Genomic DNA, 14,712 nt, shown 5'->3' with positions numbered 1-14,712 from the left:
TTTTACCTCTTTCATTTAAAATAAAAATTTTAAAGATGAATAATAAAACATCAAATCTTAAACAAATTGTCAAGCGTAATATGTACAAATGGCATCGTACTATTGGTCTTATTACGGTTATTCCTGTTATTTTTTGGACATTATCCGGATTGATGCATCCTTTTTTATCCAACTGGTTTAAGCCGCAAATTGCCCATCAGATTTTAGTACCAAAATCCATCGATAAGGGGCAGATTCAACTCACATTTCAGGATGTTTTGCGTAAAAATAATATCCAGGAGTTTAAAAACTTCAGGATAGTAAATTTCAATCAGCAAACCTATTATCAGCTAAAAAGTATTAAGGGAGATTTACACTACTTTAATACCACAACCGGAATAGCATTAAGCAATGGAGACAAACTTTATGCTGAATACCTGGCTCGTTATTTTATTGCAGATAGTACGAGCAAAATCAAATCAATTACTGTTCAAACAGACTTTAGTCAGCAATATAAATATGTAAACAGATATCTTCCGGTTTGGAAAGTAAGTTTTAACCGAAAAGATGCCATGGATGTTTATGTAGAAACAGCCTCATCTCAATTGGCTACGTTTAATACTGATGCAAGAAAAACCTTTTTATGGCTGTTTGATAATTTTCATAGCTGGTCATTTTTAGAAGCAATCAGTAATAACATCGTTAAAACTTGTATTATGGTGGCTTTATTGTCCATTATTGCTTTATCTGCTTTAAGTGGCATTTTAATTTATGGTGTGCTCTGGAAAAAATTTAAAAAACCAAAAAAGGGAAGCAAAATTGGTTTTTTAAGGCTTTATCACCGTCAGATTGGGATTTGCATTTCTTTATTAACATTAACCTTTGCATTTAGCGGAGCTTACCATATTATGAATAAGCTTAAATTAAATACCATTCAAAATGTAGTTTACCAGCCAACCATCAATATTAGTGAACTTAAAATACCCAATAACATTTTAAATTTAGATTTGGACAGGCTGAGCAATATTTCCCTTGTAAAGTTTAAAAAACAGGTATATTTTCAGGTATTCTACAATAAAACCGAAGATCTGCCGGAAGAAACGATTTATATAAATGCAAAAGATAGTTCGAAACTCAACAACGGTAATCTCGAATACGCTAAATTTTTAGCGAATAAATTTGAAAACAAATCAGAAGATACAGAAGAGCCAGAAATGGAATGTTGTAGTTCAAACGCTACTGAAAATGACATTTGCAAATCGAAACTAATAAAAACCAGCGTACTCTATAAATTCGATGATAGAGAATATGGGTTTGTTTTTAAACGCCTCCCTGTTGTAAAACTAACGTATAACACTCCCAATCACACTAACTTATATATCGACACCAAAACATCCCGTTTAGCTGCAAAAATTGCAGATGCCGATCGTTACGAAGGGTATTCTTTTGCTTTTTTGCACAAATTCCATTACCTGGATTGGGCAGGGAAAAACTTTCGCGATTTCTTTATCTTATTAGTGGCCTTGTTAATTTTAACCGTTAGCTTGCTCGGCTTAATGATTTTTATAAAAAAGTAAAAAACAAAATACAGTACATTTGAACATATTAATCAATTATTGAATTATAACACAATGAAAAATATCAGCTACATCACAATCCTAATAGGCGCAGGTTTATTATTCGCGTCGTGCAAACAAGAGAGAAAACTTCCTTTTTATGGAGAGCGCCATGCCGAAACCGTTAAAGATGCTGCTGGAGTAGAAAAAATCGATACCGTTTACCAAACCATTCCTGCCTGGTCTTTCCTAAACCAGGATAGTGTGATCACAACAAATAAAGCGACTGATGGCAAAGTTTATGTGGCCGATTTCTTTTTTACTTCCTGCACCACCATCTGCCCTACCATGCACCGTAATTTAATGACGGTTTATAATGACTTTAAAACCAATCCTGATGTAATGTTTGTATCACACACGATCGATTTTAAATATGACAAACCCCATGTTTTGAAAAAGTATGCTCAAAAATTAGGCGTTGATGGGCCGAAATGGCAGTTTCTTTATGGTACTAAAGATAGCGTATATACTTTGGCCGAGAAAAATTACTTAGTGGCAGTGGGCGAAGACAGTACTGCTAAAGACGGTTACATCCACCAGGGTTACCTTGTTTTGATTGATAAGGACAGGAGAATTCGCGGTGCTTACGATGGAACTAAGGAAGACCAGGTAGAACAATTGAGAAAAGATATTCCGGTTTTACTAGCTGAATATAAAAAATAAATAGAATTTATCGTCATTTCGACCGGAGCAGAGAAATCTTTGAAGCTAATTTAAAAGATTTCTCGGCTCCATTTCATTCCGCTCGAAACGATTTTAATAACAAAACATCCATGCGCAAGTACATCATCAATTCAATCTTTTTCATTTTTGTTATAGGCATCATTATTTCCTGCCAAAACCAGGAAACCATCGATCTGCAAAATTACATGTCGAACGGAAAAGATATTTATAAAGCCAAGTGCCAGAATTGTCACGGCGAAAATGGCGAAGGATTAGGTAAACTTGCTCCTCCACTTACCGATTCTGTATTTTTAAAGACAAACAAATCTCGTTTAGCATGTTTTATTAAAAACGGGACAAACGAATCTTTGATTATTCACGGAAAAGAATACAAAGAAAAAATGCCTGCCTTCCCTGAACTGGCTGATATTGATGTGGCACAGGTAATGGTTTTTGTAACCAATTCTTTTGGTAATAAGCAAGGCTTTGTTCCTTATTCGAAGGTTTCAAAAGATTTGCAGAATTGTAAATAATATTCATTATTATAAAAATACTAACGAATAAATATCACAATAATGATATTTTAGATACTTTGTGCTTAAAAAGTCTCATCTTTGCGCAAAATGCAGGTTGTTCTATCGCTGTTTCGGGTAAAACCGGAAGAGAGGAAAGTCCGGGCAACGCAGGGCATCCCGCTTTCTAACGGAAAGGGATTCAGGAATGAAAACCTGAATTACGGATTAGTGCAGCAGAAAATATACCGCTCCGATTATCGGAGTAAGGGTGAAAACGTGCGGTAAGAGCGCACGAGCATTGCAGGCGACTGCAGTGGTTTGTAAACCCCGGGAGTTGAAAGACCAAATAGGCTAACATCCCGACTTTACGCCGGGATAAAGGGCTGCCCGTCCGATGTTAGTGGGTAGGTCGTTAGAGATAAACGGCAACGTTTATAGTGGATAAATGATAGAAGCCTGAGCAATCAGGAAACAGAACCCGGCTTATAGACCTGCATTTTTTTACTCACTTAGCAAAATACTTTGGGTTTCACTCAGCTTTGCTGTTTCTTCCTCTCCCAGTACCGGAAATTCAAGATCTAAACTTTTTAACTTATCTACAATGATCTCACTAATAGCCAATCGCGTAAACCATTTTTTATCGGCTGGTATAATATACCAAGGTAATTCTTCGGTACTTGTTGCGTTGATCGCATCTTCATAAGCATCCATATATTTATCCCACAATGCCCTTTCTTTAATATCCCCGGAAGAAAATTTCCAGTTTTTTGTTGGATCCTCTATCCGATCCAGAAAGCGCTGTTTCTGTTCAGCTTTACTTACATTTAAAAAGAATTTCAGAATCACTGTTCCGTTGGCGGTTAAATGTTCCTCAAAGTTTTTAATGCTTTTATAACGTTGCTGCCAAAAATTTTTGTTAACCTTTTTTACATCTGAAAAACCCGGAATATTTTCACTCAAAATATATTCAGGATGTACTTTGCAGACCAAAACATTCTCGTAATGCGAACGGTTATGGATGCCAATCCGTCCACGTTCGGGCAAGGCCTTATAATGTCTCCACAAAAAATCATGCTGATATTCTTTAGAGGTAGGTACTTTAAAACTGTAAACCTGGCATCCCTGTGGATTTAAGCCACTCATTACGTGCTCTAAAGCACTATCCTTTCCTGCGGCATCCATCGCCTGAAAGATAATCAGAAGCGAATGTTTTCCAGATGCATATAATTTCTCCTGTAAGTGGTTTAGCTCTATTTTCGAATTCACCAATGCATCTTTAGCTTTTTCTTTGTTATACCCCCCGGTAAAATCTGTTTTATGGTTTTTTAAAGAAAATTTCTTATCTCCCTGTACAATTAATCCTTTAAATTCGTTTTTCATAATCATGTATTATTTTAGATAAACCAATGCGTCGATAATTTAAATATAGAACTAAAAAATAAGTAAATTAAATACGTTAATTTGCATATAGAGTTTTTTATATTTAACGCCACAGCTTTTACCTAAAGATCATCTTATCCAATATGTTTAAAGAGATAAAAAACAAGTACTTACGTTATTCTACAATAGTTTTATTTTTTATAATAATTTTCTTTTCTGCGCTTCAATTAAACTTTTTGTGGCTTTTCGGCTACTCACCAAGTGTTCGGGATATTAAAGCACCTACCCTGCGTGTTGGTTCTGAACTTTATACTGCCGATGGAAAACTGATTGGCAGGTACTTTAAAGAAAACAGAACCCCTGTAAATTATAATGAAATTGCACCTAGTGTATTGCATGCGCTGGTTGCTACCGAAGACGTGCGTTTTTATAAACATTGGGGTATTGATGTACAGGCAGTTGGCCGCGCTGTTATTGGGTTAGGAAAGGATGGTGGAGCCAGTACCATTACCCAGCAATTAGCAAAAAACCTTTACCGTACACGTTACAATAAATCACAGGGATTATTAATTAAAATCCCATTAATAAGAACATTGATTGTAAAATTAAAAGAATGGCAGACTGCAGTAAAATTAGAATCTAATTACTCTAAAAACGACATCATTACGATGTACCTTAATACCGTTTCATTTGGTAATAATACTTATGGAATAAAAACAGCGAGCCGGATTTATTTTGATAAAGAGGCCAAAGATTTATCCACTACCGATGCAGCTATGCTTGTGGGAATGTTAAAGGGCACAACCTTATACAATCCAACTAAAAATCCTGCAAAGGCACTGGAAAGAAGAAATGTGGTACTCGCGCAGATGAATAAGTACAAATACCTGAGCAAAGATAGTTTAACGCAATTATCAAAAGAACCCATCAAATTAAAAGAAGGCAAGATGCAGGATGGCAGCGATGGCGACTCTTATTTAAGGGCAGCTGTGGCAAAATATTTAGAGAAATGGTGTACTGATAATGGTTACGACCTGTATGAAGATGGATTGAAAATTTACACGACCATTGATTCAAGATTGCAGGGGTATGCCGAAGAAGCGGTTGCGGATGAGATGAGGATTTTACAGCGCAGGTTTTACAGTGTATGGGGTAACGAAGATCCCTGGTACGATTCTGAAAAGCAAAAAGTTGATTATCCGGATAGAGCAATGAAAAACCTGCCTATCTATGCCCTTTTACAAAAGAAATTCCCGAATAATCCAGATTCTGTTAAAGCCTATTTCAATAAAAAGAAAAGGATGCAGATTTTTACATATAAAGGTGATCGCGATACTTTATTCTCTACTTTAGATTCAATCCGTTATTACGGAAAAATCATGAATACGGGAATGATGACCATGGAACCCGCAAGCGGTAAAATTAAAGTTTGGGTTGGCGGTATAGACCATAAGTTTTTCAAATACGATCACGTAAATCAGGCTAAACGCCAGGCAGGTTCTACTTTTAAACCATTTGCTTATTTAACGGCTTTAGAACAAGGCATGAGCCCTTGTGATAAATTTACTGATAAACCGGTTAAAATTGCTTATCAAGATAAGGGCCAGACCAAATACTGGGAGCCTAAAAATGCCGATTACAGTGTTTCTTACCGCGAAATGAGCTTACGGTGGGCCATGGCAAAATCGGTAAATACCATTACTGCCCAGGTAACTGAAAAGGTGGGCTGGGATAACGTGGTTAAATATGCACACGAATGTGGTATTGATAGCCATTTAGAATCTGTTCCATCCGTAAGTTTAGGATCAAATGATGTTACCGTTTACGAGATGGTAAAAGCTTATGCTACTTTCATGAATAAGGGTATTAAAACCGACCCCATATTGGTAGAGAAAATTACCGATCAGGATAACAATTTAATTGACGAATTTAAACCTAAAACAAAAAGGGTTTTAACTGAAGAAATTGCCTGGTTAATGACCTATATGTTCCGTGGTGGTATGGAAGAACCTGAAGGTACTTCCCAAGCCTTATGGGAATGGCCTAACCTGTTTAAGAAAAATAATCAGATTGGTGGTAAAACAGGTACTTCTTCTGATTATGTAGATGCCTGGTACATGGGCTTAACTAAAGATCTGGTAACGGGTGTTTGGGTAGGTTGTGATGAAAGAACAGCCCACTTTAAAAACGGTGAACAAGGTGAAGGATCGAGAACTGCCCTGCCAATTTTTGCAAAGTTTATGGAAAAAGTTTACCTCGATCCGAAATCAGGATATACTTACGGACCCTTCCCTAAAGCAACAGTTGATATTACCCGCACTTACAATTGCCCTAGTCCAAGAATTATCAGGGATACAACTTCAACTGACAGCGTAACGGTCGATTCTACTGATTTTACTGTTCCTACCGAAGTACCAGTTACTACTGAACCGGTAAACAATGAACCTGAAGTTAAAAAAGAAGAAAAGAAGACAGAGCCTGCTCAAAATCCCGTTACCCCTACGGTTCCGCTAACCAGAAAAGAAGAACGTGAACTGAGAAGAAAACAACGTCAGGAAGAAAAGGAAAGAAAGAAAAACGAAGATAACAATCAGCAATAGTTTTTTGGACCGAAATAAATCAAAATAGCTCACTATCTGTGTAAAATAGGTAGTGGAATTTAAAAAGTGTTAAATTTTTAATACTCTTTTAAACAATTGTTACTTTTATTTCCAGATTTTTTACCATTTCATTTTCGTAAATTTTTCAACACTCATTACTAAAACCACTTATATGAAAATAGGCTCTACTTTACTAAGGCGATATTCTTCTTTATTGCTCCTGCTTATTCTTTCTTTTTCTGCTAAGGCCCAATATTTCGGACAAAACAAGGTAAGGTATAAAAAACTCGACTTTAAAGTTTTACAAACGCCCCATTTTGAGATCTATTATTATATCAAAAACGAGAAACTTTTAAAACGTTTTTCGCAAGATGCTGAAACCTGGTACAAAATGCATCAGGAAGTATTCAGAGATACTTTTTTAAAGAAAAACCCGATTATTCTGTATAATAATCATCCTGATTTTCAGCAAACTACAGTACTTAACGGAGAAATTGGAATTGGGACCGGCGGGGTTACAGAGGCATTGAAAAACAGGGTAATTATGCCTGTTATGGAGTTGAACAGTCAAACGAGACATGTGTTAGGTCACGAGCTTGTTCACGCTTTTCAATATCATCTTTTATTAGAAAAAGATTCGATCAGCTTAGAAAATGTTGGGCAAACGCCACTTTGGATGGTTGAAGGGATGGCCGAATACCTTTCTATTGGAAAAAAAGATGCCTTCACTTCCATGTGGATGCGCGATGCCATGTTAAACCGCGATATTCCTTCGTTAAAAGATTTAACCAACTCTAACAAATATTTCCCTTACCGTTATGGTCAGGCATTTTGGACTTATATCGGCTCTCAATATGGTGATACGACCATTGTTCCTTTGTTTAAGAATACCGCAAAATATGGCTACGAAAATGCCATCAGATATACATTTGGTTACGACGATAAAACATTGTCTGGTCTTTGGAAAAATTCCATCGATGCCCATTATAAGCCGATGTTAAAAGCAGATAGTTCGCAGATTAAAATTACGGGTACAAAAATCATCGACAATAAAAACGCAGGCAATATGAACGTCGCCCCTGCCCTTAGTCCTGATGGAAAGTATTTGGCTTTTATGTCTGAAAAAGACCTTTTTGGTATAGATTTATTTCTCGCAGATGCTAAAACCGGAAGAATTATCAGGAAGCTCAGCAGCCAGATCTCCAATGGCCACATTGATGATTTCAATTTTATAGAATCAGCAGGCGCATGGTCGCCGGATAGTAAGCAGTTTGCCTTTAGTATTTTCAGTCAGGGTAAAAACCAGATGATGATCATCAACGTTGCCAATGGCACTACCGTTTCTCAAACCCCAATGGCGCAGGTGCAACAGTTTGGTAATTTAACCTGGTCGCCAAATGGAAAAGATATCGCATTTTCAGGAATGGTTGAAGGACAAAGTGACATCTTCTCTTACAACCTCGATACCAAAGCAGTTACGCAGATTACCGATGATGTATATTCTGATTATGCACCGAGTTATTCTCCTGATGGTACAAAACTGGTGTTTTCATCAGATAGAGCTGCAATTCAGGCTAATGTAATTAACGCAGTTTTGCCTATAAACCTTGCTGTTTACGATATTGCGGCTAAAAAGGTAAGTAATTTGAATGTTTTTCCGGGAGCGAATAACCTGAACGCACAATTTTCTGCTAACAGTCAGAACATCTATTTCCTATCTAACAGAGATGGTTTTAGAAATTTATACAAATACAATTTTGCTGATAATACGGTTGATCAGTTAACGGATTATTTTACCGGTATTAGTGGAATTACCGAGTTTTCGCCGGCCATTTCGGTGTCAACTACAGATGATATTGTATATAGCTATTACCGTTACCAACGTTACACCTTATATAATGCTAAATTAAGCAGCTTTAAAGCGAAAAGAATTGGTAACCAGGAAGAAAATTTCGATGCCGCTATACTTCCTCCAATGGAAAACATTGGTGTAAACATCATCAACTCTAATTTAAATAATTTTGACCGTTTCGAAAAAATAGTGGCCGATTCGATGAAAACGGTTCCTTACAAACCAAAATTCAGGTTAGATTATTTAGCAAATAGTGGTGTAGGTGTTTCAACCAGCCGTTTTGGAACTGGCGTTTCTGGTGGTATAGTAGGAATGTTTAGTGATATATTAGGAACCAATCAGATTATTGCTAACATCTCCGTAAATGGTGAGATTTATGATGCCGGTGGCTTAGTGGGTTACATTAATCAGAAAAGCAGAATAAATTGGGGTGCTGCCGTTTCTCACATTCCGTATGTATCTGGTTTTAGGTCTTACGGCTATGAAGATGTTCCTACAGGCGATAACACTACTATTAAAGCCCTGGCAGACAGAACAGACATTATTAGAACTTTCGAAGATCAGTTTCAGGTTTTTGGAGCTTATCCATTTAGTAAAATACACCGTTTTGAGTTGGGCGGTTCATTTTCGCATTATAGTTACAGGGTTGATAGATATAGCAATTATTACAATTCGGCTGGGAACTACATAGGTTCAGACAAAAGCAGGATTTCTAACGATGTTGCTTCTCAGGATTATGGCATTCCTTTTAATTCTTTTACACTATATCAATTAAACGCTGGCTTTGTAGGCGATAACTCAATCTTTGGTCTGACTGGCCCGCTCGATGGTTTCAGATACCGGGTAAGTGGCGAAAAATATTTGGGTACTTATAGTTTTGCAGGTGTAACGGCAGATCTCCGTAAATATTGGAGGGCTAAGCCAGTAACATTTGCTGTAAGAAGCTATAATACCTTAAGAATTGGTAAAGATGCTGACAGACTTTATCCAATGTATCTTGGTTATCCTTACCTGATTAGAGGTTATGAATCAAACTCAATTTATAAAAGTACTTCCGCACAATCATCAGAATCTTTTGATATTAACCAATTAACAGGAAGTAAAATTGCCGTATTTAATTTTGAAGTTCGCCTGCCATTTACAGGACCAAAAAAATTAGCTGCTATACCTTCTAAGTTTTTATTCTCTGACCTGAATTTATTCTTTGATGCGGGTTTAGCATGGACAAACGATACCAAGGTAAAATTTAAAAGTGAGCCAACTTATACTACTGAACCTGTTTTAGATGCAAATAAACAACCCGTTTTTGACGAAAAGGGAAAACCGGTTACCTATCAGGCTACAACAGAACGTGTACCAGCAATGAGTGTTGGTATATCGGTAAGGGTGAACGTTTTTGGCTATTTTGTTTTAGAACCTTACTATGCGATTCCTTTTCAAAGAAAGGATGTTAAAACCGGAGTATTTGGTTTAACATTTGCGCCAGGATGGTAAAAGGGAAATAAATTGCGAATTCGCGTATGAAAAAAATATTTTTAATGGTTTTATTTTCCTGCAGCCTGTTGGGTTTTGCCCAAACAGTAACGGAGCCAGCTAATAATCCAAAAGAATGGTCTCAGGCTACGGAGCCATTTAGAATTGCAGGTAATCTGTATTATGTTGGCACTTATGATTTAGCTTCCTATTTAATTGTAACAGAAAAGGGAAATATATTAATAAACACAGGTTTAGCTAATTCGCTTTCCATAATAAAAGAAAATATAAAAGCTTTGGGATTTGATTATAAATCAATCAAAATTTTGCTCTTAACCCAGGCCCATTTTGATCATTTAGGCGCAATGGCTGAGATTAAAAAAGAAACCGGTGCAAAACTATATGTCGATGAGAAAGATGCAGATGCACTTGAAACCGGCGGAAAATCAGATTATGAGCTTGGGAAATATGGTGTAAGTTTTAAACCCGCAAAACCTGATTTCCTATTGAAGAATAACGATAAAATTAAATTAGGCAGCACTACTTTAACCCTGCTTCATCATCCCGGACATACTAAAGGATCATGTAGTTTTATATTTGATACGAAAGATAAAAATTCTAGCTACAAAATTTTGATTGCCAATATGCCATCCATAATTGTGGATAGAAAATTCTCAGAAATTGCATCGTATAAAGATATCCAAAAAGATTATACTGAAACTTTTAAAGCAATGAAAAAGCTTGACTTTAATCTTTGGGTTGCCTCTCACGCAAATCAATTTGATCTGCATGATAAACGTAAGTCAGGAGATCCTTATAATCCAGAAGTTTTTATGGATAAATGTAAGTTTTTTAAAAATCTTCAAGATCTGGAAAATGTTTTCCTCGAAAAAATAAAAAATTAGCCTTTTCCTAAATTTTTAAAAACGATTAAAATATAAATAATCATTTTTTATAAAGATCGTTTAATTTCCTATAGTTTAATAAACGTAACAATTAAGATAAACCCGAGAAAGATAGCTTTACCTGATTGGTGATATTCCGATGTAAAAGAATATTTTCGAAATCGAGGCCTATAGTTAAGTCAATCCAATCTGGATTACAAGATCTTACCAAACGCTCTTTTTGCATGCGTGTAAACCGGCTAATAGATTTAAAACGTATCAAAGCCTGTGCTTCTGTTTTAAACTCCTCAAAATAAACGAGTCGGGTTAATTGCTGTCCGTTATCAAAAAACAAGTTTGGCATCTGTTTGTAGAAATCCAGTGTCTTCATTAAATCAGAGCTCATGCCCACGTGCATACTTGTACGATTTCTGTCGGTAACGATATAAACAAACTTTTTCATGATCTTATATTTAAAACTTAAAACTAAACTATTTAGTATACACTCTTGCAATTCAAAATAATATTACTAACTTTATGAGCATAAAATTACTAACTATTTTAGTAATTCCAAATTTATTTTAAAATTTATTTTTATGTCAAATATTTCAAATAATTTAAAGTACCTCAGGAAGAAAAAAGGCCATACACAGCAAAATTTCGCTGATATTATGGAAATCAAGAGATCGCTCATCGGCGCTTACGAGGAAGACCGGGCGGAACCGAAATATGATTTGCTAAAAAAAATAGCCGAATACTTTGATCTTACCATCGATGAATTCATCAATGAAAAAATATCTGACAGCTGGAAACCGAAGCCAAAAAGCCAGGGATCTAACCTTAGGGTACTTAGTATTTCTGTTGATCAGAACGATCGCGAAAACATCGAACTGGTTCCGGTTAAAGCGAGTGCTGGTTATTTAAACGGTTTTTCAGACCCTCAATATATTAGCGACCTGCCTAAATTTCAACTTCCATTGGCTGCATTAAGACAAGGTACCTTCAGGGCTTTTGAAATTATGGGCGATAGTATGTTACCTGTTCAACCGGGAAGTGTAATTATCGGTGAGTATCTTGATAATTGGAATGAAGTAAAAACTGGCGAAACGTACATTGTGATTAGTAAAAATGAAGGCGTAGTATATAAAAGAGCGGGCAACCGTTTCAGAGAGAATAAAGATTTGAAATTGATATCAGATAATAAGGTATACGACGCTTATACAATTGCTGCCGATGATATTCTTGAGATATGGAAAGCTAAAGCATATATATCTACCTCTTTACCAGAACCTGCACCAGACCCAACAATGGAAACGCTGACACAGATGATGGCACAAATGCAGAAATCAATTTCTCAATTAAATAAAAATTAACATTTTTTAACAACTGCCGATTAAACTGTTTGTGTTTTTATGTATCTATTAATTTAACAAACACATAAATAAACATAACATGAAAAAGGCAATTTTAACAATAGCAATTGCAGTAATGGGTTTAACCGCTGCATTTGCTCAAGACACAACGAAACGAACAAGAAGGGCAATGCCTAAGATGACTGCCGAGCAAAGAGCAGAAAAGATAACTTCCAGATTGGAGAAACAGCTTAGCTTAAACGCTGATCAAAAAAGCAAAATATACAACATTGAATTGGAAAACGCCAAAAAAATGGAAGCCTGGAGAACAACAGATAAAAGCGATATGAAAGGCAAAATGAAAGAACGCAAAGCTGCAATAGATGAACAAAAAGCTAAAGTTGATGCGGTTTTAACTGCAGATCAGAAAACTAAAATGGATGCTTTCCGTGCTGAAGCCAGAGAAAAAGGTGAGAAAATGAGAAAAGGAATGGGTGGCAGAGGTAAAAAAGACAGCGCACCGGTAGTTTCCAATCCTCCTGCACAGGGATAACAGTGCAAACAGTAATTAATTATATTTTTGAAAGCGTTCCGATAATTCGGGACGCTTTTTTTACTTTTGGGCGATGAGTAAAATTGATCAGTTTATGAGTGGTAGACTCCGGGAACGAAAAGATAAGCTTTCGATCAGGAATCTATCAACAAACATTCTTCCTGTTGATTTTTGTTCTAATGATTATTTAGGTTTTGCCAGGTCTGGTGAATTAAAACATTTAATCAACACTAACCTGGCTTCAATGCCCGATTATCTGAATGGTGCTGGGGGTTCGAGACTGTTAAGTGGAAATACCAAATTTACAGAAGAAACCGAACAGTTTATAGCCGGTTTCCATCTGGCTGAAAGCGGATTAATCTTTAACTCTGGTTATGATGCGAATGTTGGGCTACTATCTAGCGTGCCGCAACGAGGCGACACCATTATTACTGACGAATTGATTCATGCGAGTATTATAGATGGCTGTAGATTAAGCCATGCTACACGTTTTAAATTTCATCATAACGATATAAACGATCTCGAAGACAAACTAAAACTATCAAAAGGAAACATATTTGTCGTGGTAGAAAGTGTTTATTCTATGGATGGAGATATGGCACCGTTAATAGCGATATCGAATATTTGCGAGCGCTACCAGGCCAACCTTATTGTAGATGAAGCCCACGCGACAGGTGTTTTTGGCGCGAACGGTCGGGGATTAATCAATCAGCTTAAGCTAACTGACAGGGTATTTGCACGCATTATAACCTTTGGAAAAGCCTTAGGCGTACATGGAGCTATTGTTTTGGGAAGTAAAAACTTACGTCATTACCTCATTAATTTTGCAAGATCGTTTATTTACACCACAGCTGCGCCTATCCATAATGTTGCTGCAGTTAGATCGGCATACCAATACTTAAATAAAATTGATCACCAGTTGATTCACCAAAAAATTGCACTATTTAGAAATACCTTAAAAGAACAGAACATCAATGCAATTGATAGCAAAAGTACCATTCAGGGTATTTTGTTTTCATCAAATGAAGCAGCCAAACTTGCCGCTGCTCACTTGCAAAGCAAGGGTTTTGATGTACGGGCAATATTAAGTCCAACAGTAGCGCTAGGTAAAGAAAGGCTCAGGATCTGCTTGCACACCTTTAATACCGATGAAGAAATTATTTCACTGGTTAATCACCTTCAAGAATTAAATTAAATGAATAAATATTTTGTCACAGGCATTGGAACAGGCATTGGAAAAACACTGGTAAGCGCTATTTTAACCGAAAAGCTGAAGGCTGATTATTGGAAACCGATCCAATCGGGAGATTTAGATACGAGCGATAGTATAACAATAGATAGTTTAATTAGTAACACACAAACCGTCATCCATCCGGAAAGCTACAGATTAACACAACCCCTATCGCCGCATTTATCGGCCAGGTTAGATGGCGTTGACATTGATCTGGATGAAATCAATATTCCATTAACTGATAATAACTTAATTATTGAAGGCGCTGGTGGTTTAATGGTACCCTTAAATGAAGATGAGCTGATTGTCGACCTGATCAAAAAACTGGAAGTAGAAGTGATATTGGTTTCGCAAAATTATTTAGGCAGTATTAACCACACACTTTTATCAGTCAATCTGCTTAAACAATACAAAATCCCTGTTAAAGGCATCATTTTTAATGGTGAGGAGAATACGGAAACCGAAAGATACATTCTCCAATATGCCAAAATAAAAAAGCTAGGCAGTATACCCAGCTTTAGTAATATTGATAAAGAAAAAGTGAAAGCAGCTGGCCAAAACCTTTCTATTTAACTCCCAAGAAGTCAAGTTTTTAGAGCTTGACTTCTTTCCAA

Annotated in this window: 12 protein-coding genes and 1 other RNA gene; 11 read left to right on the top strand and 2 right to left on the bottom strand. The window is 36.4% G+C overall.

Going from position 1 to position 14,712, the window contains the following annotated elements; translation table 11 throughout:
- Positions 1-35 precede the first annotated feature (35 nt).
- From FFJ24_RS09035 to rnpB, 4 genes are all read left to right on the top strand, one after another.
- On the top strand, positions 36-1,556 hold the full coding sequence (locus FFJ24_RS09035) for a PepSY domain-containing protein (protein ID WP_138821193.1): 1,521 nt from the start codon (positions 36-38) through the stop codon (positions 1,554-1,556).
- A gap of 54 nt (positions 1,557-1,610) precedes the next feature.
- Positions 1,611-2,258 (top strand): SCO family protein, encoded by a 648-nt coding sequence (locus tag FFJ24_RS09030; protein ID WP_138821192.1) that lies wholly within the window; start codon positions 1,611-1,613, stop codon positions 2,256-2,258.
- A 110-nt stretch (positions 2,259-2,368) separates the two neighbouring features.
- Positions 2,369-2,791, top strand: coding sequence for a cytochrome c (locus FFJ24_RS09025; protein WP_138821191.1), 423 nt, complete (start codon positions 2,369-2,371; stop codon positions 2,789-2,791).
- 89 nt (positions 2,792-2,880) lie between these two features.
- Positions 2,881-3,275, top strand: an RNA gene (gene rnpB, locus FFJ24_RS09020) — RNase P RNA component class A.
- Here the strand turns inward: rnpB and FFJ24_RS09015 are convergent.
- Positions 3,275-4,153: a polyphosphate kinase 2 family protein gene (locus tag FFJ24_RS09015; RefSeq protein WP_138821190.1), complete on the bottom strand. Its 879-nt coding sequence runs from the start codon at positions 4,151-4,153 to the stop codon at positions 3,275-3,277. The genes rnpB and FFJ24_RS09015 overlap by 1 nt on opposite strands.
- Before the next feature lie 143 nt (positions 4,154-4,296).
- On the opposite strand from FFJ24_RS09015, the gene FFJ24_RS09010 reads away from it, so the two are divergent.
- From FFJ24_RS09010 to blaB3PEDO, 3 genes are all read left to right on the top strand, one after another.
- Complete coding sequence (locus FFJ24_RS09010) at positions 4,297-6,753, top strand: transglycosylase domain-containing protein (protein WP_138821189.1); 2,457 nt, start codon at positions 4,297-4,299, stop codon at positions 6,751-6,753.
- 172 nt (positions 6,754-6,925) lie between these two features.
- A complete protein-coding gene (locus FFJ24_RS09005; protein WP_138821188.1) occupies positions 6,926-10,099 on the top strand; it encodes a peptidase MA family metallohydrolase in 3,174 nt (1,057 codons plus the stop codon).
- Positions 10,100-10,125: 26 nt separating this feature from the next.
- On the top strand, positions 10,126-10,983 hold the full coding sequence (gene blaB3PEDO / locus FFJ24_RS09000) for a PEDO-2 family subclass B3 metallo-beta-lactamase (RefSeq protein ID WP_138821187.1): 858 nt from the start codon (positions 10,126-10,128) through the stop codon (positions 10,981-10,983).
- Positions 10,984-11,074: 91 nt separating this feature from the next.
- On the opposite strand, the gene FFJ24_RS08995 is transcribed toward blaB3PEDO, so the two are convergent.
- The gene (locus FFJ24_RS08995) at positions 11,075-11,425 is read right to left on the bottom strand and encodes a GIY-YIG nuclease family protein (protein ID WP_138821186.1); all 351 of its coding nucleotides are present in this window, start codon (positions 11,423-11,425) and stop codon (positions 11,075-11,077) included.
- A gap of 133 nt (positions 11,426-11,558) precedes the next feature.
- Here FFJ24_RS08995 and FFJ24_RS08990 point away from each other — a divergent pair, with 133 nt between their 5' ends.
- From FFJ24_RS08990 to bioD, 4 genes are all read left to right on the top strand, one after another.
- Positions 11,559-12,335, top strand: coding sequence for a LexA family transcriptional regulator (locus FFJ24_RS08990; RefSeq protein WP_086546492.1), 777 nt, complete (start codon positions 11,559-11,561; stop codon positions 12,333-12,335).
- Between the two features lie 79 nt (positions 12,336-12,414).
- Entirely contained in the window at positions 12,415-12,867 is a 453-nt protein-coding gene (locus FFJ24_RS08985) for a hypothetical protein (RefSeq protein ID WP_138821185.1), read from the top strand.
- A 73-nt stretch (positions 12,868-12,940) separates the two neighbouring features.
- Complete coding sequence (locus tag FFJ24_RS08980) at positions 12,941-14,062, top strand: pyridoxal phosphate-dependent aminotransferase family protein (RefSeq protein WP_138821184.1); 1,122 nt, start codon at positions 12,941-12,943, stop codon at positions 14,060-14,062.
- Positions 14,063-14,671, top strand: a complete 609-nt coding sequence (gene bioD, locus FFJ24_RS08975; protein ID WP_138821183.1) for a dethiobiotin synthase — start codon at positions 14,063-14,065, stop codon at positions 14,669-14,671.
- The last annotated feature ends 41 nt before the right edge of the window (positions 14,672-14,712 follow it).

The organism is Pedobacter sp. KBS0701, assembly GCF_005938645.2.
Taxonomy (GTDB): Bacteria; Bacteroidota; Bacteroidia; order Sphingobacteriales; family Sphingobacteriaceae; genus Pedobacter.
Note: the sequence above shows the minus strand (reverse complement) of the source record. Positions and strands in the feature narration are given on the sequence as shown.